This is a genomic window from Amycolatopsis sp. NPDC051903, from assembly GCF_044452505.1.
In the GTDB taxonomy this organism is placed as follows: Bacteria; Actinomycetota; Actinomycetes; order Mycobacteriales; family Pseudonocardiaceae; genus Amycolatopsis.
In genome coordinates, this window is the sequence record NZ_JBITBT010000001.1 from 388899 (window position 1) to 411824 (window position 22926).

At 70.7% G+C, this 22926-nt stretch carries 22 protein-coding genes, 3 tRNA genes and 2 pseudogenes; 19 read left to right on the plus strand and 8 right to left on the minus strand.

Going from position 1 to position 22926, the window contains the following annotated elements; all coding sequences use genetic code 11:
* Positions 1 to 36: 36 nt before the first annotated feature.
* The 4 genes from lon to ACIA77_RS02005 all read right to left on the minus strand — a co-directional run bounded on the left by lon (position 37) and on the right by ACIA77_RS02005 (position 5929).
* Complete coding sequence (lon, locus tag ACIA77_RS01990) at positions 37 to 2439, minus strand: endopeptidase La (protein ID WP_395883884.1); 2403 nt, start codon at positions 2437 to 2439, stop codon at positions 37 to 39.
* Between the two features lie 133 nt (positions 2440 to 2572).
* Positions 2573 to 3409 carry an SAM-dependent methyltransferase gene (locus ACIA77_RS01995; protein WP_395883885.1) on the minus strand — a complete coding sequence of 279 codons (837 nt, stop codon included), beginning with the start codon at positions 3407 to 3409 and terminating at the stop codon, positions 2573 to 2575.
* Positions 3406 to 4260, minus strand: coding sequence for an SAM-dependent methyltransferase (locus ACIA77_RS02000; protein ID WP_395883886.1), 855 nt, complete (start codon positions 4258 to 4260; stop codon positions 3406 to 3408). The genes ACIA77_RS01995 and ACIA77_RS02000 overlap by 4 nt, the downstream gene beginning before the upstream one ends.
* Positions 4261 to 4990: 730 nt before the next feature.
* Positions 4991 to 5929, minus strand: coding sequence for a GNAT family N-acetyltransferase (locus tag ACIA77_RS02005; protein WP_395883887.1), 939 nt, complete (start codon positions 5927 to 5929; stop codon positions 4991 to 4993).
* A 252-nt stretch (positions 5930 to 6181) separates the two neighbouring features.
* Between ACIA77_RS02005 and ACIA77_RS02010 the strand changes: the two genes are divergently transcribed.
* From ACIA77_RS02010 to ACIA77_RS02035, 6 genes are all read left to right on the plus strand, one after another.
* The gene (locus ACIA77_RS02010) at positions 6182 to 8815 is read left to right on the plus strand and encodes a putative bifunctional diguanylate cyclase/phosphodiesterase (protein WP_395883888.1); all 2634 of its coding nucleotides are present in this window, start codon (positions 6182 to 6184) and stop codon (positions 8813 to 8815) included.
* 79 nt (positions 8816 to 8894) lie between these two features.
* Positions 8895 to 8967: transfer RNA gene (locus tag ACIA77_RS02015), tRNA-Thr, on the plus strand.
* Positions 8968 to 9115: 148 nt separating this feature from the next.
* A tRNA-Met gene (locus ACIA77_RS02020) sits at positions 9116 to 9188 on the plus strand.
* Positions 9189 to 9237: 49 nt separating this feature from the next.
* Entirely contained in the window at positions 9238 to 9402 is a 165-nt protein-coding gene (gene rpmG, locus ACIA77_RS02025; RefSeq protein WP_020668467.1) for a 50S ribosomal protein L33, read from the plus strand.
* A 152-nt stretch (positions 9403 to 9554) separates the two neighbouring features.
* The gene (locus ACIA77_RS02030; protein WP_395883889.1) at positions 9555 to 10004 is read left to right on the plus strand and encodes a MaoC family dehydratase N-terminal domain-containing protein; all 450 of its coding nucleotides are present in this window, start codon (positions 9555 to 9557) and stop codon (positions 10002 to 10004) included.
* Positions 10001 to 10399: a MaoC family dehydratase gene (locus ACIA77_RS02035; protein ID WP_395883890.1), complete on the plus strand. Its 399-nt coding sequence runs from the start codon at positions 10001 to 10003 to the stop codon at positions 10397 to 10399. Before ACIA77_RS02030 ends, ACIA77_RS02035 begins: the two co-directional genes overlap by 4 nt.
* Here ACIA77_RS02035 and ACIA77_RS02040 read toward each other — a convergent pair.
* Positions 10396 to 11298, minus strand: coding sequence for an SGNH/GDSL hydrolase family protein (locus tag ACIA77_RS02040; RefSeq protein ID WP_395883891.1), 903 nt, complete (start codon positions 11296 to 11298; stop codon positions 10396 to 10398). The genes ACIA77_RS02035 and ACIA77_RS02040 overlap by 4 nt on opposite strands.
* Positions 11299 to 11367: 69 nt before the next feature.
* Positions 11368 to 12282 (minus strand): TIGR03619 family F420-dependent LLM class oxidoreductase, encoded by a 915-nt coding sequence (locus tag ACIA77_RS02045; protein WP_395883892.1) that lies wholly within the window; start codon positions 12280 to 12282, stop codon positions 11368 to 11370.
* Positions 12283 to 12730: 448 nt separating this feature from the next.
* On the opposite strand from ACIA77_RS02045, the gene ACIA77_RS02050 reads away from it, so the two are divergent.
* From ACIA77_RS02050 to ACIA77_RS02075, 6 genes are all read left to right on the plus strand, one after another.
* Positions 12731 to 12803 (plus strand) — tRNA-Trp (locus ACIA77_RS02050).
* A 32-nt stretch (positions 12804 to 12835) separates the two neighbouring features.
* A complete protein-coding gene (gene secE, locus ACIA77_RS02055) occupies positions 12836 to 13270 on the plus strand; it encodes a preprotein translocase subunit SecE (RefSeq protein WP_395883893.1) in 435 nt (144 codons plus the stop codon).
* Positions 13271 to 13349: 79 nt separating this feature from the next.
* The gene (gene nusG / locus ACIA77_RS02060) at positions 13350 to 14246 is read left to right on the plus strand and encodes a transcription termination/antitermination protein NusG (RefSeq protein WP_395883894.1); all 897 of its coding nucleotides are present in this window, start codon (positions 13350 to 13352) and stop codon (positions 14244 to 14246) included.
* 82 nt (positions 14247 to 14328) lie between these two features.
* Complete coding sequence (rplK, locus tag ACIA77_RS02065) at positions 14329 to 14763, plus strand: 50S ribosomal protein L11 (protein WP_204091731.1); 435 nt, start codon at positions 14329 to 14331, stop codon at positions 14761 to 14763.
* A gap of 73 nt (positions 14764 to 14836) precedes the next feature.
* Positions 14837 to 15556 carry a 50S ribosomal protein L1 gene (gene rplA / locus ACIA77_RS02070; RefSeq protein ID WP_395883895.1) on the plus strand — a complete coding sequence of 240 codons (720 nt, stop codon included), beginning with the start codon at positions 14837 to 14839 and terminating at the stop codon, positions 15554 to 15556.
* A gap of 69 nt (positions 15557 to 15625) precedes the next feature.
* Positions 15626 to 16438: an alpha/beta fold hydrolase gene (locus ACIA77_RS02075; protein ID WP_395883896.1), complete on the plus strand. Its 813-nt coding sequence runs from the start codon at positions 15626 to 15628 to the stop codon at positions 16436 to 16438.
* Here ACIA77_RS02075 and ACIA77_RS02080 read toward each other — a convergent pair.
* Entirely contained in the window at positions 16390 to 17145 is a 756-nt protein-coding gene (locus ACIA77_RS02080) for a CaiB/BaiF CoA transferase family protein (RefSeq protein WP_395884315.1), read from the minus strand. The genes ACIA77_RS02075 and ACIA77_RS02080 overlap by 49 nt on opposite strands.
* A gap of 83 nt (positions 17146 to 17228) precedes the next feature.
* On the opposite strand from ACIA77_RS02080, the pseudogene ACIA77_RS02085 reads away from it, so the two are divergent.
* Positions 17229 to 17354: pseudogene (locus tag ACIA77_RS02085) on the plus strand (helix-turn-helix domain-containing protein); the annotation flags it as partial.
* A gap of 253 nt (positions 17355 to 17607) precedes the next feature.
* Positions 17608 to 17742: pseudogene (locus ACIA77_RS02090) on the plus strand (hypothetical protein); the annotation flags it as partial.
* A 120-nt stretch (positions 17743 to 17862) separates the two neighbouring features.
* Here ACIA77_RS02090 and ACIA77_RS02095 read toward each other — a convergent pair.
* Positions 17863 to 18891, minus strand: coding sequence for a hypothetical protein (locus tag ACIA77_RS02095; RefSeq protein WP_395883897.1), 1029 nt, complete (start codon positions 18889 to 18891; stop codon positions 17863 to 17865).
* A 318-nt stretch (positions 18892 to 19209) separates the two neighbouring features.
* Here ACIA77_RS02095 and rplJ point away from each other — a divergent pair, with 318 nt between their 5' ends.
* From rplJ to ACIA77_RS02120, 5 genes are all read left to right on the plus strand, one after another.
* Complete coding sequence (gene rplJ / locus ACIA77_RS02100) at positions 19210 to 19764, plus strand: 50S ribosomal protein L10 (RefSeq protein ID WP_395883898.1); 555 nt, start codon at positions 19210 to 19212, stop codon at positions 19762 to 19764.
* A gap of 49 nt (positions 19765 to 19813) precedes the next feature.
* On the plus strand, positions 19814 to 20203 hold the full coding sequence (gene rplL, locus ACIA77_RS02105; protein ID WP_395883899.1) for a 50S ribosomal protein L7/L12: 390 nt from the start codon (positions 19814 to 19816) through the stop codon (positions 20201 to 20203).
* A 182-nt stretch (positions 20204 to 20385) separates the two neighbouring features.
* Positions 20386 to 20610 (plus strand): hypothetical protein, encoded by a 225-nt coding sequence (locus ACIA77_RS02110; protein ID WP_395883900.1) that lies wholly within the window; start codon positions 20386 to 20388, stop codon positions 20608 to 20610.
* A 330-nt stretch (positions 20611 to 20940) separates the two neighbouring features.
* The gene (locus ACIA77_RS02115; protein WP_395883901.1) at positions 20941 to 22134 is read left to right on the plus strand and encodes an ABC transporter ATP-binding protein; all 1194 of its coding nucleotides are present in this window, start codon (positions 20941 to 20943) and stop codon (positions 22132 to 22134) included.
* Between the two features lie 38 nt (positions 22135 to 22172).
* Entirely contained in the window at positions 22173 to 22925 is a 753-nt protein-coding gene (locus ACIA77_RS02120; protein ID WP_366575975.1) for an ABC transporter permease, read from the plus strand.
* Position 22926 lies beyond the last annotated feature (1 nt).

Sequence of the window (22926 nt, forward strand, 5' to 3'; positions counted from 1 at the left end):
AGGGAAACGGGGGCCTTTCGACTATCCACAACCGACTCAAGCGGCGGCGGGAACCTCCGAAGAAGCAGGCGTCAAAGCCAGCTCCAGAACCTCACGGACGTTCGCCACGGCGTGCACATCCAGCTGCGACAACACCTCCGCCGGCACGTCGTCCAGGTCCGGCTCGTTGCGCTGCGGGATGATCACGGTCTTCATCCCGGCCCGGTGCGCCGCCAGCAGCTTCTGCTTCACGCCACCGATCGGCAGCACGCGGCCGGTCAGGGACACCTCGCCGGTCATCGCGACGTCCGCCCGCACCACGCGGCCCGAGAGCAGCGAGGCGAGAGCCGTCGTCATGGTGACGCCGGCCGAAGGGCCGTCCTTCGGCACCGCGCCCGCGGGGACGTGGACGTGGATGCCGCGGTCCTTCAGATCGCTGACGGGCAGCTCGAGCTCCGCGCCGTGCGAACGCAGGTAGGACAGCGCGATCTGCACGGACTCCTTCATCACGTCACCGAGCTGGCCGGTGAGCTGCAGGCCCGTCGAGCCGCTCTCGGGGTCGTTCAGCGACGCCTCGATGTACAGGACGTCACCGCCCGCGCCCGTCACGGCCAGACCCGTTGCCACGCCGGGGATCGACGTGCGCTGGGTCGAGGTCGGCAGCGACGACTCCGGCACGTGCCGCGGGCGGCCCAGGTACTTCTCCAGGTCGTCGGCACCCAGGGAAACGGGCAGCGAAACCTCGTCCAGCGCCACCTTCGTCGCGATCTTCCGCAGCAGCTTGGCGATCGTGCGGTTCGCGTCGCGCACGCCCGCCTCGCGGGTGTACTCGGCGGCGATCCGGCTGAACGCCTCGTCGGCGATCACCACGTCGCCGGACGCGAGGCCGGCGCGCTCCAGCTCGCGCGGGAGCAGGTGGTCACGGGCGATCGTCACCTTCTCGTGCTCGGTGTACCCGTCGAGCGTGACGAGCTCCATGCGGTCGAGCAGCGGGCCGGGGATGGTCTCCAGCGCGTTGGCCGTCGCGAGGAACACGACGTCGGACAGGTCCAGCTCCACCTCGAGGTAGTGGTCGCGGAACGTGTGGTTCTGCTCCGGGTCCAGCACCTCCAGCAGGGCGGCCGTCGGGTCGCCGCGGTAGTCGGCGCCGACCTTGTCGATCTCGTCGAGCAGCACGACCGGGTTCATCGAACCGGCCTCCTTGATGGCCCGTACGACGCGGCCCGGCAGCGCGCCGACGTACGTGCGCCGGTGCCCGCGGATCTCCGCCTCGTCCCGGACGCCACCGAGGGCGACGCGGACGAACTTGCGGCCCATCGCCTTCGCGACCGACTCGCCGAGCGACGTCTTGCCGACCCCGGGAGGACCGGCGAGCGCCAGCACCGCACCCGAACGACGGCCGCCGATCGGGCCGAGACCCGACTCCGCGCGACGCTTGCGCACGGCCAGGTACTCGATGATCCGCTCCTTGACGTCGTCGAGGCCCGCGTGGTCCGCGTCGAGCACGGCGCGCGCGGCGGCGATGTCGTAGACGTCTTCGGTCCGCTCGTTCCACGGCAGCTCCAGCACCGTGTCGAGCCAGGTCCGGATCCAGCCGCCCTCGGGCGACTGCTCGGAGGTGCGCTCCAGCTTGTCGACCTCGGCCAGCGCGGCCTTCTTCACGTTGTCGGGCAGTTCGGCGGCTTCGACGCGGGCGCGGTAGTCGTCGTCGGAGTCACTACCGTCGAGCTCACCGAGCTCCTTGCGGATCGCCTCGAGCTGGCGGCGCAGCAGGAATTCCTTCTGCTGCTTGTCCATGCCCTCCTGGACGTCCTTGCGGATGGTGTCGGTCACCTCGAGCTCGGCGAGGTACTCCTTGCTCCACTCCATGGCCTTCTCGAGCCGCGCGCTCACGTCGAGCGTGGTCAGCAGCTCGATCTTCTGCTCGGTCTTGAGGTACGGCGCGTTGCCGGACAGGTCGGCCACCGCTGAGGGGTCCTCGACCTGCTGGACGGCGTCGATCATCTGCCAGCCACCGCGCTGCTGGAGCAGCGAGATGACCACGGCTTTGTACTCCGTCGCGAGCTGCGCGGAGCGGTCGTCGGTGAATTCGGTTGCCTCGTCGGCGTGGACCCAGCGCGCGGCGCCGGGACCGTCCGCGATGCGGCCCACCACGGCGCGGCCGGTGCCGCGCAGGAGCACGGCGGCCTTGCCGCCGGGAACCCGGCCGATGCGCTCGACGGTCGCTACCGTGCCGAGTTCGGCGTACTCGCCGTGGACCCGGGGGACGATCAGCACTTCGGCCTTGGTGGCCGCGCCGGAGCGGATGCCGGGGAACGACGCCGTCGCGGGCGTCTTGGCCTGGGCGGACTCCACCGCGCCCCGGATCTCGACATCGGTGAAGTCGAGCGGGACCACCATGCCCGGCAGCACGACGTCGTCATCGAGCGGGAGCACGGGCAGGAGGCGGGGATCAGACATGTGCACTCCTCGGATAGTTGAGTCTGCTGTGCTCAACTATCTCCGGGGCGGGTTTGTTTCCCGGGGAGTGTTCGCTGGCAGCGGACGTGCCGCCGACCTGGGAAACGGGCTCCGCGCTGAGGCGCGCGCCACGTCAGGGCCGCTCGGCCACCGCGCACCACGCGAACGGCCGCGTCTCGGCCTCCAGCACCGACACCGGCTGCTCCGGCCGCCAGTCCGGCAGCGCCGACATCCCCGGTTCCAGCAGGGGCCAGCCGCCGAACCACGGCAGGATCTCCGCGTCCGAGCGCAGGTACGCGGGGTTGCTCGTGTCCTTGTACGCCTCGATGAACGCCTTCACCTCGGCCGCGCGTTCCGGCGGCGCGTCGTCGCGGCACGTGCCGTGCGTCACGGCGAGCCACGAACCCGGAGCGAGTTTCGAGCGGTAGGTCGCCATGAGCCCGTCGGGGTCGTCGTCCGGCCCGATGAAGTGCAGCACGGTGATCATCAGCAGGCACACGGGTTCGGACCAGTCGACGAGCCGCTGCGTCGTCTCGTCGGCGAAGAGCGCCTTCGGGTCCCGGATGTCGCGCTGCACCAGGCCCGCCCACTCGTCGGCGCCTTCGCGTTCGAGGATCAGGCGCGAATGCGCGGCCGCCACCGGCTCGTAGTCCACGTACACGACGGTCGCGCGTTCGTCCTCCGGCAGCCGCTCGCGCACGATCTCGTGCACGTTGCCCGCCGTCGGCACGCCCGAGCCGAGGTCCACGAACTGCCGAATTCCCGCGTCGAGCGCCGCGTGCACCACGCGGTTCATGAACGCGCGGTTCTGTCGCGAGATCGGCCGGATCAGCGGCCACACCTTCTCCACGCGCCGGCCGAATTCGCGGTCGACGGCCCAGTTCTGATCGCCGCCCAAGTACCAGTCGTAGACGCGCGCCGCGGACGGCTTCTCGACGTCCACGCCCGCGGGCGCTTCCGGCGCGCTCACTCGGACGGCTTCTGAGCGACGCCGCACCACGCGAACGGCCGGGCCTCGGCCTCAACGGCGTTGAGCTCGCGCTGGGGCCGCCAGTCGGGCAGGTGCACGATGCCGGGTTCGAGCAGCGGCCAGCCACCGAAGAACGGCACGATCTCGTCGCGGTCGCGCATCCAGACGGGGTTGCTCGTCTTGCGGTACTGCTCCACGAACCAGCGCAGGCCCTCGAGCGCGGGGCCGCTGCCGTCGCCCTCGCTCATCTGCGAGATCGCGAGCCAGCTGCCGGGCGCGAGCGAGTCGCGGTACGCCTTGACCAGACCTTCCGGATCGTCGTCCGGGCCGACGAAGTGCAGCACGGCCATCATCAGCAGGCACACGGGGCGGCTGAAGTCGATGTACTCGCGCGTGGTCGGCGCGCGCAGCACGGACCTCGGGTCCCGCAGGTCCGCCTGCAGGATGCCGGCCCAGTCGGTGGCCGCGCCCTCTTCGAGGATCAGCGTCGCGTGGGCCACGGCCACGGGCTCGTAGTCCACGTACAGGACGGTCGCGCGGTCTTCGTCATCGAGCTCGGCCTCGATGACCTCGTGGACGTTGCCCGCCGTCGGCACGCCCGAGCCGAGGTCCACGAACTGCCGGATTCCCGCGGCCAGCGCGCCGCGCACCGCGCGGTTCATGAACTCGCGGTTCTGCTTCGCGCCCGGCCGCACCAGGGGCCACTGCTGCTCGACGCGCCGGCCGAATTCGCGGTCGACGGCCCAGTTCTGGGTGCCGCCGAGGTACCAGTCGTAGATCCGCGCCGCCGAGGGTTTCTCGGTGTCGACGCCTTCGGGCGCCTTCGGCGCGGACGCCGGCTGATCGCTCACGTCGGGTCTCCCCTCGTCGTCGGTGGCCCAGCCTAGCGAGCACACCCGCCGGCGCGATCCGCGGAGACGGAGAACTCAGTGCCGGCCGCAAACGAACGCGGCTGGGACGCCTGGCGGGCGCCTTGGAGGAACACCGAGGCTGCGCTCGGGGTAGACGGGCGGGGCAGACTGGTGGGGCAGACGGGCGGGACACAGCCCGGCCCTCCTGAGGACAGCCCCCGCCCTCCCGAGGACAGCCCCCGCCCTCCCGAGGGGGGCGTCCCCATGTCCATTCTATCGGCCACCACCGACAAAACCGCCGAAATGCGCTGGTCATGGGCTGGTTATCCACAACTGGGCTGTGTTGTGGACTACTCCACCTCGCGGCGCACCCGCCGGCACACACGCCGACCGATCCCGGCGGAACTCAGCGTTTGGCCGGGCGGGAATCTCGGCGCAGCGCCGGCCGGAAACTCAGTGCCAGGCCGGGCGGAGAACTCGGGGCACCGCCGGCCGGGGAGTCTCAGCGCATCGCTGGGCAGAACTCAGCCCCCGGCCGGGCGGAAATCTCAGCGCATCGCCGGCCGAAGCTCAGCGCACCACCGGGCAGAGCTCAGCGCATCGCCGCCGGGAAACTCGGCGCCCAGCCAGGCGGGAAAATCAACCCCGGGCCAGCCGGACTCAACCCCGGGCCAGCCGGAAACTCAACCCCAGGCCAGCCGGAAACTCAGCGCCCCGCCGAGCGGAAACCTCACCGCACCGCAGGCCGTCGCTGCCAGCCGGTCCACAGTGGCCGGTAGCCCTGCGCGTACCAGAACGGCGTCGACCGCGGGTTGGGCACCGCGGTGTGCAGCAGCACGACGTCGGCGCCGGCCTCGTCGAAGACCTGGTGCGCGTGGGCGGCCAGGGCAGTGCCGACACCGGCCGAGCGGGCGGCCTCGGCGACGGCCAGCGACGACAGGTAGCCGATGCGCTCGGCGGCCACGCGGTGCTTGATCCACGTCGTTTCGTCGGGCATCTGCAGCACGACCATGCCGAGCGCCTTGCCGTACAGCTCCGCGATCCACACCTGGGACTCCGGGCGTTCGAGCTGGCGCTGCAGCTCCTTGCTCACGAGCTCCTCGATGCCCGGGCGCACGGTCACCTTGCCGAACTGCGAGTCGTAGCGCTGCAGTTCCAGCATGAGGCGCATGGCGGTGCCGAGGTCGTCCGGCGTCGCGTGGCGGATGCAGACGCCCGGGGTCGTCGCAGGGCCGGGTGCGGCCATGCGCTGGGCCGGGCGGACGGCGATCACGCCGACGGGCGCGAAGCCGTGGCGGAGCAGTTCGGTGGTGCCGGCGGTGTCGCGGCTCGGGCGCGAGAGCACCGCGGCGCACTCGAGATCCCCCGGCCGGGCGATGGTCGCCAGGTGTTCATCCCATCGAGTGAGCAACGCGCCCAGGCCGGCGGCGGGGTCGGGGCCGGCGAGCTGGACTTCCAGCCTGTGCTCGGCCAGCGCTCGCCAGATCGACTGGGGGCTGTCCGGGCCCAGCTCGGTGCTGGTGGCCAGTCCGGCGGCCGTCGTGTCCCCGACCTGCGCCGACAGGAGGACGGTGTCCCCGTGGACCTCGAAGGGGAGTGGCGCGGGAAGCAGCGCGTCCACCGTGGCGATCCGCGCCGCGTGCCCGGTGGCTGTCACGTCGTTGTGCATGTACTTCATTGTCGCCCCGCATTACCCAGCCGAACCCCTGGACACACCCCACAGCGCCGGATCAGGCACGAACGGGGAGTTTCACTCCTTGGTCCACGCAGGTCAGCGCCACAAGCCCATTGTTAACCCTGGGGTGATCTCCTACTGTCTCGAAAGGGACACGGGTACGCCCTCCGGGGTACGGTATGGCCCTTGTCCACACCTGACGTCACGGACGAGCGCGACCGGTGGGCAGCCGGGAAGGAAGGTCGGATGCCGGACAGCAACGGCAGGCCTGATGCCGCCCCAGGGGCGAAACAGGGCAAGGGGGGCGCCGCCGTTTCCGGGACCTTCACCGAGGCCCGCACGGACGAACGCAGGTTTCGGGTCTACACCTTCGCAGTCCTCGGTCTCGGCCTGATCACCGCCTTCGCGGTCGGTTCGTGGTTGCCCTTCCACGGTTCGGCGAAGCTCTGGTGGATCGGACCAGTGCTTGCGCTCGCGTTTCTGCTCGCCGAACAGCTGGGCATCAACGTCGACGTCCGCAGCGGCATTTCGTGGACGATCTCGTTCACAGAAATTCCGCTGGTAATCGGTTTCTTCGTCGCGCCCTTCGAGGTCGTGCTGGCCGCGCACCTGGTCGCGGGCATCGGCACGCTGCTGGCCCGCAAGGTGGCCGGGCGCGTCCTCTACAACGCGGGCGCGTTCCTGCTCGAGATCACCGGCGCGTTCGCCGTCGCGGGGCTGGTGAAGCAGGCCGTCGGCGGCGGCGAAACCATGCCGTGGGTCGCCGCGCTGGCGGGCACGCTCACCGCGCCGCTGGTCAGCACGCTGCTGGCGCTGGCCGCCGTGCGCGTGCTGCGCCGCCGCATGCGCGTGAGCACCGCGATCCGGCTCACCGGCCGCATCCTCGTGGTCGGGTTCGTGAACGCGTCGGTCGGCCTGTCGGGCTACCTCGTGATCGCGAACACCCCGCAGGCGTGGCCGTTGGTGCTGGCCGTGTTCCTCGGCCTGACCGCGCTGTACTGGGCCTACTCCGACCTGCTGCGCGAGCAACGGGACATGGAGGCGCTGTCGGACGTGAGCCTCATGGTGGCGCGCTCGGGCCAGCAGGCCGCCGCGCGCCCGGCGAGCCGCGCCGACGAGCTCGTGGGCGGCGTCGACGTGCGCGAGTGGGCCACCATCGCCGAGCGGATCAAGGACCAGCTGGCGGCCGGGCGCGTCGTGCTGCGGCTGCGCCTGGAGGCGAAGGACACCATGCGCGTCGTGGTGGCCGGCGACGAGCTGCCGCCCGTCGACCCCGGCGCCGACGACCCGTTGCAGCGCCTGCCCGGCGCGCACGTGCGCCACTTCCGCATCACCGAGGCCAATCCCGACGTCCGCGCGGCGCTGCTCAACCGCGGCGCGCAGGAAGCGCTCGTGGTGCCGCTGCGCAGCGCGAACCAGCTGCTGGGGGTCGTCGAGGCCCACGACCGGCTCTCGCGCTGGCGCGGGTTCGGCAAGTACGACGTGCAGCTGCTCGGCACCATGGCCAGCCACCTCGCGACGTCGCTGGACAACCGGCGCCTGCTCGCGACCCTGCGCCACGACGCGTACCACGACCCGCTCACCGGCCACCTCAACCGGCCGGGGTTCCAGCAGGTCGCCAAGGAACCGCTGCGCGACTTCGCCAACGCGGTGGTGCTGCGCATCGACCTCGACGTCTTCTCGACCGTCAGCGACGCACTGGGCTACTCCTGGGCCGACCGGATGGTGATCGCCGCCGGCCGCCGCATCCGCGACGCGCTGGGTCCCGACGTGCCGCTCGCCCGGCTGGAGGGCGCGTCCTTCGCCGCCCTGCTCGTGGGCTGCACGCCCGAGAACGCCCACGCCGCGGCCGAGCACCTGCGCACGCAGCTCTCGGCGCCCTACCCCGTCGACCGGCTCTCGGTCGAGGCCAACGCGATGATCGGCTACGCCACCACCTCGGCCGAAGACGGCGACGCGGTCGACGTCGACGGCCTGCTGCAGCGCGCCGACGTCGCCGTCCGCGCCACCCGCGGCGGCGAAGAGGTGCGCGGCTACGTGCCGAGCATGGGCCAGATCTTCCTGCGCCGGTTCCAGATGGTGACGCAGTTCCGCCAGTCGCTCGAGGACGGGCACGTCACCGTCCACTACCAGCCGAAGATCACGCTGCCCAACCGCCAGGTGCAGGGCGTCGAGGCGCTCGTGCGCTGGGTGCACCCGGAGTTCGGCCGCCTCGGCCCCGACGAGTTCGTGCCCGCCATCGAGGCGGCCGGCCTGATCGGCGTGCTGACGTCCTTCGTGCTGGAGGCCTCGCTCAAGCGCGTGCGCAAGTGGCTCGACGAGGGCCTGCGCATCTCCGCGGCCGTGAACCTGTCCGTGCGCAACCTGGCGGACGAGGACTTCCCGGCGAAGGTGCAGCGCGAGCTGGAGCGCTACGACGTGCCGCCCGAACTGCTGACGTTCGAGCTCACGGAGTCCGGCGTGATGTCCGACCCGCAGAAGGCCCTGCCGATCCTGCGGGAACTGCACTCGCTCGGCATCGTGCTCGCGGTCGACGACTTCGGCACGGGTTACTCGTCGCTCGCGTACCTGCGCCAGCTGCCGGTGGACCAGGTCAAGATCGACAAGAGCTTCGTGCTCGGCATGGGCACCGACCTCGGCGACCTCGCGGTGGTGCGCTCGATCGTCGAGCTGGGGCACTCGCTGGGCCTCACGGTCGTCGCGGAGGGCGTCGAGGAGGACGTCGCCCGCGACCAGCTCGAGGCGATGGGCTGTGACGTCGCCCAGGGGTACCTGATCTCGCGGCCCCTGCCCGAGGACCGCCTGGAGGCCTGGCTGCAGGCCCGTACGGCGCGCTCGCCGGGCCGGCACTCGGAGACGGTGCTGACCTTGCTGACCTGAGGTTTTGCAGCAATCCGACCCCGGTTGCACACACGGGTGAAGGCACTTGCTAATCTTTCCAAGTCCTCGCGAGAGGCAAGCCCCTTTAGCTCAGTCGGCAGAGCGTCTCCATGGTAAGGAGAAGGTCTACGGTTCGATTCCGTAAAGGGGCTCGCGAGTGGGCGAGCTATGCTTGCGGAAAGCGCAAGTCTAGCTCGCTTCGCGGCGTCCATCTGGGGGTCGAACCCCCAGACCCCCGCCAAGGGGCTTCGCCCCCTGGACCCCACGCGGGGTTGCGCTGGCAGGGTGGGCGTTGGTTATGGCGGTGTAGCTCAGTTGGCAGAGCAAGCGGCTCATAATCGCTGTGTCGCCGGTTCAAGTCCGGCCACCGCTACGCGGTAACGACGGGGCTGGCCCCCGGATCTGAGAGAGAAGGAAACGCTGTGGCTGCCACCGACGTGCGACCCAAGATCACGCTGGCGTGCGAAGAGTGCAAGCACCGCAACTACATCACCAAGAAGAACCGGCGCAACGACCCGGACCGCTTGGAGATGAAGAAGTTCTGCCCGAACTGCGGTACGCACCGGACTCACAAAGAGACCCGCTGACGTAGGCGGTTCTCCCAGCTTCGAGAAGCCGCTCCGGCACTGTGCCGGGGCGGCTTTTCGCTGTCCAGGGCCGGTTCGGGACGTCCGTGACCGGTGTCGCAAGCGGCCGACTGGCGGACGGCGGCGCGGCGCTGGTCGGCTAGCCTCTGCGGGTGCCTTTGGACCAGTCGTTCATCGGGCGGAGCTATCCGCCTGACAGCTTGTACGAAGTGAGCCGGGAGAAGATCCGGGAGTTCGCCGACGCGATCGGTGACCCCAACCCGATCTACCGCGACCCCGAGGCGGCCCGCGCGGCCGGCCACCCGGACGTCGTCGCGCCGCCGACGTTCCTCACGATCCTGAACCTGCCCAAGGTCAACCGGATCGTCGCCGACCCGGAACTCGGGCTCGACTACTCGCGCATGGTCCACGGCGACCAGGGCTTCAGCTACGAGCGCCCGGTGCACGCGGGCGACACGCTGGAGATCTCGGCGACCATCGAGAACATCATGGCGCGGGCCGGCAACGACTTCATCAACGTCAGCGCGGCGATCACCGACGCCGAGGGCAGGCTGGTCTGCACCACCCGGGCGCAGCTCGTGGTGCGAGGGGAGGACGCGTGAACGTCGGCGACGAACTGCCCCCGCTGGAGGTCCGCGTCACGCGCGAGCAGCTGGTCCGCTACGCGGGCGCCGCGCTGGACTTCAACCCGATCCACTGGAACGAGCGCTTCGCCAAGGAAGTCGGCCTGCCCGACGTGATCGCCCACGGCATGCTCACCATGGCGCTCGCCGGCCGCATCGTCAGCGACTGGCTCGGCGACCCCACCCGCCTGGTGGACTTCAGCGCCCGCTTCACGCGCCCCGTGGTCGTCCCCGACGACGCCGAGGGCGCCCTCGTGGCGATGACCGGCAAGGTCGGCGCCATCTCGGACGACGGCGTCGCCCGCGTGGACCTCGTCGTCAAGTTCGACGGCAAGACCGTGCTCGGCAAGCCGCAGGCGCTGGTGCGGGCCTAGCTCACGACCGACTCGACGGCGGTCGCCATCCCCGCTTCGCCCCGCGCGTTGGGGTGCAGCGGGGCGGCCGCCGACGTCGGCACCAGGCCCTCGATCCAGCGCGTGTCCGACCCCGTGCAGACGTCGTGGCCCTTGCTGGGGCCGGCGGTGTCGGCGTAGCCCGCGCTGTGTGATTTGGCCTTTTCCTGGAGCACGTCGTCGAGGTGCTTCAGCGCGTCGCGCAGGTACGCGACGTCGCCGGAGCCGACGGGCAGCGCGGGCCAGCAGCCGTCGCCGTCGGGGAGCACCGTCGGGTAGCCCACGACCACGACGCGGGCCTTGGGCGCCTTCGCGTGGATCCGGTCGAGGACGGCGCCGACCTTGCCCGCCACGGCGTCGATGCGGTCGGCGAGCTGGTCGTGGCCGCCGGTGGTGAGGCGGTCGTGGCACGGCGCGGCGTCGCGGTGCGAGGTGACGCAGCTGGGCGCCAGTGCGATGAACCCGACGTCGTTGCCGCCGATGCCCAGGGTCACCAGCGTGGTGGCCGCTGCGACGGCGTCCAGCTGCGGCGGGTTCGTGCCGTTGTGGGTCGACTGGGAGCCCGTGAGATCCGCCGTCGTGGCGCCGCTGCAGCTGACGTCCGCGAACTGCGCGGGCTTGAGCTTCGCGGCGACCAGGTGCGGGTAGTTGTTGTCCGAGCGGTCGCAGCCCGCCGGGGAGCCGGCCGCGTGCCCGGTCCGCGGCGCGGACGTGTACGAGTCCGCGAGCGCGACGTAGCGCCCGCTGCCACCGCCGGTGTCCGCGCCCGACGGCGGCTCGGTCGACGACCCGTGCTTCGCCTTGTAGTAGCCCACGCCCAGCAGCGCGACCACGACCACCAGGACCAGCAGCCCGCAGCCGCCGCGCTTCTTCCCCGCCACCTGATCGTTTCTACCGGTCCGCACCCGGCACGACGACGGGTATCCGGGTGATCACGAATTCCCGCGGCCCTAGGCGACGACAGCGTCGACGGCCGTGCGCAGTTCCGCGGCCAGGTCCAGTGCGTGCGCCACGTCGTTCGCGACGTAGTGCAGGTCCACGAACGCCTCGGTGTAGCCCTCGTCCGCGACCGTCTTGAGGCTCGCCGCGAGATCGGTCACGGTCACGACGGGCGTGCCCTCGCGCGGGTTGATCCGCAGCACGCGCCGCAGCGAAGCCGGGTCGCGGCCGGCGTCCGTCGCGGCCGCGGTGATCACGGACCACATCCGGCGCAGGTACTCCCTCGGCAGCAGCGCCGGGAGCCAGCCGTCGGCGACCGCGCCCACGCGGCGCAGCGCGCGCTCCGACATCCCGCCCAGCAGCACGGGTGGGTGCGGGTCCTGCACCGGCCGCAGGCCGACGTGCGAGTCGGGGATCCGCCAGCGCTCGCCGTCGTGGCCGGCCGGGTCGGCGGTCCAGAGCGTGCGCAAGACCTCGATCAGCTCGCCGAGGCGCGCACCGCGGCCGGCCCACGGCACGCCGGCGGCGGTGTACTCGTCCCGCAGCCAGCCGAGGCCGAACCCGGCGTCCACGCGGCCGCCCGAGAGCAGGTCGAGCGACGTGAGCGTGCGCGCGAGCAGCACGGGCGCGTACACGGGTGCGGACAGCGTGCTCGTGCCGAGCCGGGTGGTCCGGGTGGCGCTCGCCGCGGCCGTCAGTGCGACGAACGGGTCGACGAAGTGGACGAACTCCGGCGGGTAGGGCTGCTCCGGGGTGCCGCCTCCCGGGTACAGGTCGGAGGGCTCGAGCGGCGTGAGCACGCGATCGCCGACCCACAGCGACGCGTAACCGAGCTCCTCGGCGGCGGCCGCGAAGCCGGCGACGGCGGTGGGGTCGGCGAGCTTGCCGTACTGCGGCAGGGCGAGTCCGAGTCGCAACGCGGTCACGGGGCCTCCTCGAAGACGGTTTTCCTTGCGTGACAACGAAGATCGCGTGCGCCGGGCCGGACCTCGCGGTGGCTCAGGGGGATCCGCGGGAACGCGCGGGGATTTCCCCGGTGCGGCAAGGCGTTCCCCAGTGCCCGCGCACCGGCCGCGGACCGGGCGGAATCGGCGTCGAGCACGCAGCCGGAACCGGTTTCCCGATTAATCGCGAAGGGGCGCACGGGGCCATCCTGGCACGGCCGGGCCACTGGTGCCGCGCGCGTCCCGGGTGGGCTCCGCCGGCCCGTCGAGGGGGTGCCCGCGGCGGCGCCCGACCATCGAGGGGGGCGCGGTTGCGGGGCTCGATCCGGCTTGCCGTAGACTTCGGAACTCGGAACGCACTACGGTCGTCCCCGCTGGATGGTGGGGACGATGGAATGCGTCCTCCGGAGCCCGGGCAACCGGGTTCCACAGGGGTGTAGCTCAATTGGCAGAGCAGCGGTCTCCAAAACCGCAGGTTGCAGGTTCAAGTCCTGTCACCCCTGCGTACGGGAACTGGTGGAGCGGAGGAGTGGTCGTGAGCGACAGCGACGCCAGCGGCGAGCACGGGCAGGACGAGTCGGGCAAGCAGCCCGGGGTCGAGTCCCGCCCGGTGACCGCCGCGGCTCGGCGCGAGCGCCGCGCTTCCGCCCGCCCGTCCGGCAAGTCCGAAGCGCGTTCGGGCGGCACGCGGCCGTCCGGCAAGGCGGGCGACAAGGTCGCGAAGCCCGCCGACGCCAAGGGTGCGCCGACCCCGAAGCGGGACCAGAAGCCGAAGAAGGCGTCGGTCTTCGCGCGGATCATGCGGTTCATCCGCGAGGTCTGGGCGGAACTGCGCAAGGTCATCTGGCCCAACCGCAAGCAGATGGTCACCTACACCGCGGTCGTGCTGGTGTTCGTGGTGTTCATGGTGGCCCTCGTGAGCGGCCTCGACCTGGCCTTCAAGCAGGTCATCGGGCTGGTCTTCGGCTGACGCCGAAGAGGCGCGCCACCGTGCGCCGCGCGGGCCGGCCTGCCCGAGCCCGGCAAGTGATCAACTGAGAGGACGGAACGTGACCTCCGACAACGGCACAGAAGCCGGTCGCGACCTGACCGAGCTTTCCGACGAGCAGGTGCACGAGGCACTCGGCGACGAGGACTCCGCCCACCTCGAGCCCGTCGAGGTGCCCGACGCCGGCGAAGAGGTCGACGCAGCCGCCGAAGACAGCGGTGAAACCGGCAGCGACGAGCCCGAAGCGGCCGAGGAAGCCGCGCCCGTCGAGTCCGAACTCGCCGAGGCCGAACCCGCCGAGGCCGAACTCGCCGAGGCCGAACCCGCCGCCGAGTCCGACGACCCCGTCGCCGCGCTGCGCGCCGACCTGATGGCCGCGCCGGGCGAGTGGTACGTCGTGCACTCGTACGCCGGGTATGAGAACAAGGTCAAGACCAACCTCGAGACCCGCACCCAGACGCTGGACGTCGAGGACTACATCTTCCAGATCGAGGTGCCGACCGAAGAGGTCACCGAGATCAAGAACGGCCAGCGCAAGCAGGTGCAGCGCAAGGTGCTGCCCGGCTACATCCTGGTGCGGATGGACCTGAACGACGCGTCGTGGAGCGCGGTGCGCAACACGCCGGGCGTCACCGGGTTCGTCGGCGCGACCTCGCGCCCGTCGCCGCTCACCGTGGACGAGGTGCTGAAGTTCCTCGCGCCGCAGGTCGAGAAGGAAGCCCCGGCGAAGGCCGGCAAGGGCGAGGCCGCCGCGGCGTCGGCGCCGTCGGGTGCCGCCGCGGTCGAGGTCGACTTCGAGGTCGGCGAGTCGGTCACCGTCATGGACGGCCCGTTCGCCACGCTGCCCGCGACGATCTCCGAGGTCAACGTCGACGGACAGAAGCTGAAGGTCCTGGTGTCGATCTTCGGCCGGGAAACTCCGGTCGAGCTCTCGTTCAACCAGGTCTCCAAGATCTGACCGGTCGGGGAATACCCACCGGCAGTCCCCGCGTACTGGCAGGTGTGCGGGGGACTCACGTCAGCAAGAAGGACACAAGGTAATGCCACCCAAGAAGAAGAAGCTTGCGGCGATCATCAAGCTGCAGATCAAGGCGGGCCAGGCCAACCCGGCCCCGCCGGTCGGCCCGGCGCTGGGCCAGCACGGCGTCAACATCATGGAGTTCTGCAAGGCCTACAACGCCGCGACCGAGTCGCAGCGCGGGGACGTCGTCCCGGTCGAGATCTCCGTGTACGAAGACCGGTCGTTCGACTTCAAGCTGAAGACGCCGCCGGCCGCCAAGCTGCTGCTCAAGGCCGCGGGCGTGGAGAAGGGCTCCGGCGAGCCGCACAAGACCAAGGTCGCCAAGGTCACCTGGGACCAGGTCCGCGAGATCGCCAAGACCAAGGAGACCGACCTCAACGCGCACGACATCGACCAGGCCGCGAAGATCATCGCCGGCACCGCCCGCTCCATGGGCATCACGGTCGAGGGCTGAGTTCGTAGCACCACCGTGGGAGAGCCAGTGCTGGCTCGCCACCACACTGATCCACTGACTTAAGGACAGAAGCATGACCAAGCACAGCAAGGCCTACCGCCAGGCCGTGGAGCTGATCGACAAGGAGCGCCTGTACGCGCCCCTCGAGGCCGCGAAGCTGGCGAAGGAGACGTCCAAGACCAAGATGGACGCGACCGTCGAGGTCGCGATGCGTCTCGGCGTGGACCCGCGCAAGGCCGACCAGATGGTCCGCGGCACCGTGAACCTGCCGCACGGTACCGGTAAGACCGCCCGCGTCATCGTCTTCGCCGTCGGCGACAAGGCCGCCGAGGCCGAAGCCGCCGGCGCCGACGCGGTCGGCACCGACGAGCTGATCGAGCGCATCCAGGGTGGCTGGCTCGACTTCGACGCCGCGATCGCGACGCCGGACCAGATGGCGAAGGTGGGCCGCATCGCCCGCATCCTCGGCCCGCGCGGCCTCATGCCGAACCCGAAGACCGGCACGGTGACCCCCGCGGTCGAGAAGGCCGTGAAGGACATCAAGGGCGGTAAGATCAACTTCCGCGTCGACAAGCAGGCCAACCTGCACCTGGTCATCGGCAAGGCCTCGTTCGACACCGAGAAGCTGGTGGAGAACTACGCCGCCGCGCTCGACGAGATCCTGCGCGCCAAGCCGTCGTCGGCGAAGGGCCGCTACGTCAAGAAGGTCACCTTCACCACGACGATGGGCCCGGGCATCCCGGTCGACCCGCTGCGGACCCGCAACCTCCTGAGCGAGGAAGCGGCTGTCTGAGTCGCACATCACGCGAAAGGGCGGTCACGCATTACGCGTGGCCGCCCTTTTTTCGTGTCTCATGGACCTATGCCGACGACGAAGTTCACCGCCCCCGACGGGCTCCGCCTGAGCTACACGGTGTGGGAGGGCGACGGCCGGCATTCCCGTCCTGTGGTGCTCCACCACGGGTTCGCCGCGGACGCCCAGGTCAACTGGGTCGGCACCGGCGTCGTCCGCACCCTGGTCGAGGCCGGTTTCACGGTGATCGGCCTCGACGCCCGCGGCCACGGCGCTTCGGACAAACCGCACGACGCCACCTGCTACGGCCACGACGCGATGGCCCGCGACGTCTCCGCCTTGCTCGACGAGCTCGGCCTCGACGAGGTGTCGCTGGCGGGTTACTCGATGGGCGCGATCGTCGCGTTGATCGTCGCCACCACGGACAAGCGCGTGCGCTGCCTGGCGGTCGGCGGCGTCGGCGCGGGCGTCATCGACTTCGGCGGCGTGGACACGCGCGTGGTCAACCCGGAGCAGCTCGCGGACGGCCTGCTGGCCGAGAACCACGCCGACGTGCCGGCCGAGGTCCGCCCCTTCCGCCGCTTGGCCCGCCGCACGGGCGCCGACGTGGCCGCGCTGGCCGCCGTGCTGCGCGCCTCGCACCACGCCCCCATCGCCCTCACCGCGATCACCGCGCCCACCCTCGTCCTCGCCGGCGAACGCGACCACCTCGCCACCCAGCCCGAGCGCCTCGCGGTGGCCATCATGGGCGCCCGCCTCGTCCGCGTCCCGGGCGACCACATGACCGCCGTCGCGGACCCGGCGTTCGCCCGGGCCCTCGCGGACTTCTTCGCCTACTCCGACACGGGGGAGACGAGGTTCGCGATCTCCTCACCCGCGTAACCGATCAGCTCGCTCGTGTGCTCACCGCGGGCGGGCGGGTGCCGGCGGACCGCCGCCGGGGTGGCCGAGAGGATCATCGGCGGCCCGACCTGCCGGTACGTGCCCTCCGTGGGGTGTTCGGCGAGCGAGACGAGCCCGCTGCCCGTGTAGTACGGGTCGGTTTCGGCGTCCTCCAGCTCGAGCACCGGCGCGAACGGGATGGACAGCTCCGCGCAGATCTTCTGCCACTGGTCCGTGGACTTCTCCAGGGCGATCTTCCCGATCTCGTCGTACAGCTCGCTGTAGTGCTTCGCGCGGCTGGCGGGGTCGCCGAAGCGCGGGTCGGCGGCGAGGTCGTCGCGGCCGGCGGCGCGGAAGAAGTCGGCGATGTTCTTCTCGGTGTAGGGCAGGATGCAGGCCCAGCCGTCGGCCGTCCGCACCGCCTGGTGGCCTGCGGTCGTCGAACGGTTGAAGCCCATCGGCCCCACCGGCGGTTCGAACGTGTGGCCCGCGAGGTGCTCGACGAGGTTGAACGCCAGCACCGTGTCGGCCATCGGGACCTCCACGCGCTGGCCGCGGCCGGTCGTGCGCTGGTGGACCACGGCGGCGAGCACCGAGTAGACGATGGTGAGCGCGCACAGCTTGTCGGCGAGGATCGTCGGCGCGTACGTGGGGGTGCCGGTCGCGCGGCGCATCAGATCGGCCATGCCCGACGACGCCTGCACGATCTCGTCGTACGCGGCGAGGCCGGCGCGGTCCGAATCGGTGCGGAAGCCCTGCGCGTTGCAGTCACCACCCGACCGTCGACCGCGTGGCGGCGATCCTGGAAGGGGTCGCGAACAGCGCGGCGGGCCTCACGCTCACGCAGCTCGCGGCGCGGCTCGACGCGCCGGTGTCGTCGGTGCAGAAGCTGGTGAACGGGCTCGCCGCCGTCGGTTACCTCGACGAGCAGGACCGGCGGTTCGTGCTGGGCCCGGCGCCGCGCGTGCTCACGGTGCGGTCGGGGCGCGTGCCGGTGCGGTCCGTGTCGCACGCGTCGCTGGTTTCGCTGAGCGAGGCCGCGGGCTGCGCGGCGTTGCTCGCGGTGCAGGTGGGCGACAGCGCCGTGTACGTCGACTGGGCCGGCACCGACGAGCCCTTCGACTACGCGCTCACTGCGCTCCGCCCTCCCGCGCACGGCGGCGGGTCGCGTGTTGCTCGCGTCGCTGCCCGAAGCGGATCGGCGAGTGGTCGTGGCGCACGAGTTCGGCTCGGACACGCGGGCCGCGGTCGAGCTGCTCGCGGAGACCGCGGAGATCCGCACCCGGGGCTACGCGGTCGTCGACTCCGGCCACGTCATGGAGACGATGGCCGCGGCCGTCCCGGTTGACGAGTCGGGCCGGGTCGTGCGGCGGTGGCGCCGGCGGCACCGTCCGAAGTGGTCGCGGCGCGGCTGCCGGACCTCGTCAAGTCGTTGGGGGAGTGGAGTTCGACGCGCTCGGCGGCCCGCACTTCTCCGGACCCGGTGCGTGACCGGTGATCAGCCACTGGCCTTTGTCCACTTGGGTCACCGTGAACACGCCGAGCGCCGGTCCACCTTGGACGGTGAAGGTGCACGAGTCGATGGTGACCACCCCCTCGGGCGGCGGGCCGGAGACGTACGAGGGGAGCGATTCGGCGTAGTCGTTCTGGTTGGTGACCTGCGCGTGGAGCTTTTGCACGGCCACCTGGCAATCAGGCTGGCCGACGTCTTGGGCGAACTTGGTCTGGACGTCCTCGCGGAAGCGCCCGCACGCGTCCTGGACCCGGCCCTGCGCGACGTTGTGGTAGACGAACCGCACGGCCTCGTACGGGTTCGTCGAGAAGATGTGGTTCGTGTGGTAGGTCCCGCCGCCTTCGGCCGCGATCTGCGCGGAGGACTTCCCTTCGTCACTGGGGAAGAAGTGGCGGTACGCCCACGTGGCGGCGATCCCGAGGATCACGAGCACGATGATCCACCCCAGGACCTTCCCGCCGAGCCGCTTCAGCCAGCGCGGCACCGGACGGCGCCGGCGGGGCGGCTCGTCGTACGGGGCGAGCGCGCCGGGGTGGTTCGGGGGTGCGGGGGGCTGCCAGCCGCCCTGCTGGGTCTGGGGGTGGCGCGGGCCCGCGGGGACGAGGCCGGCGTCGGGGGGTGGGGCGGGGTGGGTGCCCTGCTGGGCCTGGGTGAAGCGGAGGTAGTCCTGGAACTGCTGGAACTGGCGGAACTGCTCGAGTTCGGCCGGGTCGATCGGTGGCTGGGCCGCGGTGCCGGCTTGCTGCGGGGCGGGCGGTTGCGCGCCGGACTGCGGTAGTGCGGGCAGGTTCGCCCCCGGTGCGGCGTCGGCGGGTGGCTGCGTGCCGTTCGTGGCCGGCGGCTGCCCGGTCGGCTGCGGCAGCCAGTCCGAAACCGGTTGCGTGCTTTCGGCAGGATCGGTCGGCTTGTCGGGCTGTCCGTGATCACGCTGCTCCGCCACGTCACCAATGATGCCCGCTCGCGAGCCGATCCCCGAGTCCGGGCGGCTTGTCGCTGGTCAGGGAGGGGCCCCGGCGCGACCGCCGGAACCGTCACGTAGACTGGCTGACGGTTCTACCGAAGACCGCTGGTTTTCCGAGTGCTCGCTGAGTGCCCGGAACGAAGGTCCCGCGAAACGGCGGGCGGCCCGCGCAGGAGGAACGAGGCTCGGCACGCTTGTGCCGCATCGAACGCCCCGTGCTGCTGCGCGTGGGCGTTTTTCCGTCTCAGGGGGCTCTCGAAGGACCAGTGGAAACACTAGCCAAGAGAGGAGGCGACCATGGCGAAGCCCGACAAGGTGGCGGCCGTCGCCGAGATCGCGGAGAGTTTCCGCAACAGCTCGGCCACTGTCGTTACCCAGTACACCGGCCTCTCCGTGTCCCAGCTGTCCCAGCTGCGCCGCGCTCTCGGCACCAGTGCCAAGTACCGGGTCGCGAAGAACACCCTCGTCAAGCGTGCCGCCGAAGACGCGGGCGTGACGGGGCTCGAGGACCTGTTCGTCGGCGCGACCGCGATCGCCTTCGTCGAGGGCGAAGCCGTCGACGCCGCCAAGGCGCTTCGCGACTTCGCGAAGGACAACAACGCGCTTGTGATCAAGGGCGGCTACATGGACGGCAAAGCGCTGTCCGTGGAAGAGATCAACCAGATCGCCGATCTCGACAGCCGTGAGGTCCTGCTCGCCAAGGCGGCGGGCGCGTTCAAGGCGAAGCTGTCCCAGGCCGCCGCGCTGTTCCAGGCGCCGGCGTCCCAGGTCGCCCGCCTGGCTGCCGCGCTGCAGGAGAAGCAGGGCGGCGCTGCCGGTACCGAAGCAGCCGAAGCACCCGCCGAGAGCTGAACCACCCCCACCCCGAACGCCTAGTTCGTTTTTCTGAGAGGAAGCCATCATGGCGAAGCTGAGCACCGCCGAGCTGATCGACGCCTTCAAGGAGCTGACCCTCCTCGAGCTGTCCGACTTCGTGAAGGAGTTCGAGACCACCTTCGACGTCACCGCCGCCGCGCCGGTCGCCGTCGCCGCCGCCCCGGGTGCCGCGGGTGCCGCCCCGGCCGCCGCCGAGGAGCAGGACGAGTTCGACGTCGTCCTCGAGTCGGCCGGTGACAAGAAGATCCAGGTCATCAAGGTCGTCCGCGAGGTCGTCTCGGGCCTGGGCCTGAAGGAGGCCAAGGAGCTGGTCGAGGCCGCTCCCAAGGCCCTCCTCGAGAAGGTCGACAAGGAGGCCGCCGAGGCCGCCAAGGAGAAGCTCGAGGCCGCCGGCGCCAAGATCACCATCAAGTGATCCCCGGGCGCGCCAGCGCCCTGTGCACCACCTCGTGAAGGGGCGGGCATCCACGCGGATGCCCGCCCCTTCACTTGTGATCACGATCCGCAACAGTCGGCGCGACGCGAGCGTTTTCCTGGCGGCGAACCACCACCCACCGTCACCAGGAAGGGCCCGAGACGACCGACGACACCACCGCGTTGCCCCGGTTCCACGCTCTCACCGACCTATCGCCCGCGAGCGTCGAACGGCGGCTCGAGGAGTCCGCCGAAGCCGCCCACAACCAGGCCCACAACCGGCGGCTGCTGATCGAACTGCTCGCCCAGCACGTGGCGAACCGGCGCCACCCGCTCGTCCTCGCGGCCGTCGCCGTGCCCGGTGTCCTCGCGTCCCTGGTCTGCGCCCTGTCTTCGCCGTTCAGGTGACGAAGGCGAACCACTCGATCACCTCGGGTGGGCCGTCGATCTGTTCCCATTACTCCTGTTAGCCCCGTGGAGTGACCTGGTTTAGGCCATCTGGATCTGCGTGCCGAAGTGACGTGCACTACCGTGCTGCCAGCGGTCGCCGGAAAACAGCCCGAACGGGTGAGGTGCTCACTGGCCTCGTCTGCGAAGAAAACTGGTGAGTAACCTGTTCGCACTCAGCTCGTTGCACCTGGTTGACGCGGAGATCGCGACGCGCATCGGCGCGGGCTCCCGCCGCCAGTGGCGCGGGGCGGCGGTGCGCGACGACGCGGAACAGCTCCTGGAGGTGCGATGGGTGCCGAGGTGGTCATCGAAGGTCTCACGAAGTCCTTCGGCAGGCAGACCATCTGGCGGGACGTGACGCTGACGCTGCCTCCCGGTGAGGTGTCCGCGATGCTCGGCCCGTCGGGAACCGGCAAGTCGGTGTTCCTGAAGTCGATGATCGGCCTGCTGAAGCCCGACAAGGGCCGCTGCGTGATCAACGGCGTGGACATCGTCACGTGTTCCGAGCACAAGCTGTACGAGATCCGGAAGCTCTTCGGCGTCCTGTTCCAGGACGGCGCGCTGTTCGGCTCGATGAACCTCTACGACAACGTCGCGTTCCCGCTGCGGGAGCACACGAAGAAGTCCGAGTCGGAGATCCGCCGCATCGTCCAGGAAAAGCTGGAGATGACGGGTCTGGCGGGCGCGGACAAGAAGCTCCCCGGCGAGATCTCCGGCGGTATGCGCAAGCGCGCCGGCCTCGCGCGGGCCCTGGTGCTCGACCCGCAGATCATCCTGGTCGACGAACCGGACTCCGGTCTGGACCCCGTGCGCACCGCGTACATCTCGCAGCTGCTGATCGACCTCAACGCGCAGATCGACGCGACGATCCTGATCGTGTCCCACAACATCAACCTCGCGCGCACGGTGCCCGACAACCTGGGCATGCTGTTCCGCAAGGAGCTCGTGATGTTCGGCCCGCGCGAGGTGCTGCTCACCAGCGACGAGCCCGTGGTCGAGCAGTTCCTCAACGGCCGCAAGCGCGGCCCCATCGGGATGTCCGAGGAGAAGGACTCCGCCACGATGGCCCGCGAGGAAGCGGAAGCCGCGATGGGCCACAACGACGGGTCGCCCGACGAGGACGTTCGCGGCGTCGTGCCGCAGATGCAGCCGAGCCCCGGCCTGCCCGAGCGCGCCGGCGCCCGCCGCCGCATGGACCGCGTGATGCGGATCCTCCACACGCTCCCGCCGGCCGCGCAGGAGGGGATCATCGAGTCCCTCACGCCGGAGGAGCAGCGGCACTACAACGTGCACCCGCACCACCTGCCGCAGAACCGCCCCGGTCCCGAGGACACGCAGCAGATCCCGCGGATCCAGGACCGCGGTCCCGCGCAGGACCGCCACCAGGGCCAGCTGCCGGCCGACCAGGTCGCCCGCATCCCGGGTGGCACCCCGAGGTCCGGCGGCTTCGGCCCCGGCCAGAACGGGCCGGGTGGCGCGTGAGCTCGAACGCAGCACCGGCGAAGATCCCCGGCTACGGCATGCTCCGCGAGACCGGGAACCTGTTCGCCCTCGGTCTGGACATCATCCGCGGCATCTTCCAGCGCCCGTTCCAGTTGCGGGAGTTCATCCAGCAGGCCTGGTTCGTCGCCAGCGTCACCATCCTGCCGACGGCGCTCGTCGCGATCCCGTTCGGCGCGGTCATCTCGCTGCAGTTCGGCGCGCTGGCCCGCCAGCTCGGCGCGCAGTCCTACACCGGCGCCGGTTCGGTGCTCGCCACCGTGCAGCAGGCCAGCCCACTGGTCACGGCTCTGCTGGTGGCCGGTGCGGGCGGCAGCGCGGTCTGCGCCGATATCGGTGCCCGCACCATCCGCGAGGAGATCGACGCGATGGAGGTGCTGGGCGTTTCCGCGGTCCAGCGCCTGATCGTGCCGCGCACGCTCGCGATGATGCTCGTGGCGCTGTTGCTCAACGGCATGGTCAGCGTCATCGGCGTGCTCGGCGGCTACTTCTTCAACGTCGTGCTCCAGGGCGGCACCCCGGGCGCTTACCTGGCCAGCTTCTCCGCACTGGCGCAGGAGTCCGACCTCTGGGTCGGTGAGCTCAAGGCCCTGATCTTCGGCTTCATCGCCGCGGTCGTGGCCGCTTACCGGGGCCTGCACCCCAGCGGTGGCCCGAAGGGCGTGGGCGACGCGGTCAACCAGTCGGTGGTCATCACCTTCCTGCTGCTCTTCGTCGTGAACTTCGTGATCACGCTGATCTACCTGCAGATCGTGCCCGGAAAGCTGGACTGAC

Bases quoted from the DNA above. Each gene is read 5' to 3' on its own strand.
- rplA (WP_395883895.1), top strand. From the start codon at position 14,837: ATGACCAAGCACAGCAAGGCCTACCGCCAGGCCGTGGAGCTGATCGAC.
- lon (WP_395883884.1), bottom strand. From the start codon at position 2,439: ATGTCTGATCCCCGCCTCCTGCCCGTGCTCCCGCTCGATGACGACGTC.
- ACIA77_RS02120 (WP_366575975.1), top strand. From the start codon at position 22,173: ATGCTCCGCGAGACCGGGAACCTGTTCGCCCTCGGTCTGGACATCATC.
- ACIA77_RS02075 (WP_395883896.1), top strand. From the start codon at position 15,626: ATGCCGACGACGAAGTTCACCGCCCCCGACGGGCTCCGCCTGAGCTAC.
- rplJ (WP_395883898.1), top strand. From the start codon at position 19,210: ATGGCGAAGCCCGACAAGGTGGCGGCCGTCGCCGAGATCGCGGAGAGT.
- ACIA77_RS02115 (WP_395883901.1), top strand. From the start codon at position 20,941: ATGGGTGCCGAGGTGGTCATCGAAGGTCTCACGAAGTCCTTCGGCAGG.
- ACIA77_RS02010 (WP_395883888.1), top strand. From the start codon at position 6,182: ATGCCGGACAGCAACGGCAGGCCTGATGCCGCCCCAGGGGCGAAACAG.
- ACIA77_RS02005 (WP_395883887.1), bottom strand. From the start codon at position 5,929: ATGCACAACGACGTGACAGCCACCGGGCACGCGGCGCGGATCGCCACG.
- rplK (WP_204091731.1), top strand. From the start codon at position 14,329: ATGCCACCCAAGAAGAAGAAGCTTGCGGCGATCATCAAGCTGCAGATC.
- rplL (WP_395883899.1), top strand. From the start codon at position 19,814: ATGGCGAAGCTGAGCACCGCCGAGCTGATCGACGCCTTCAAGGAGCTG.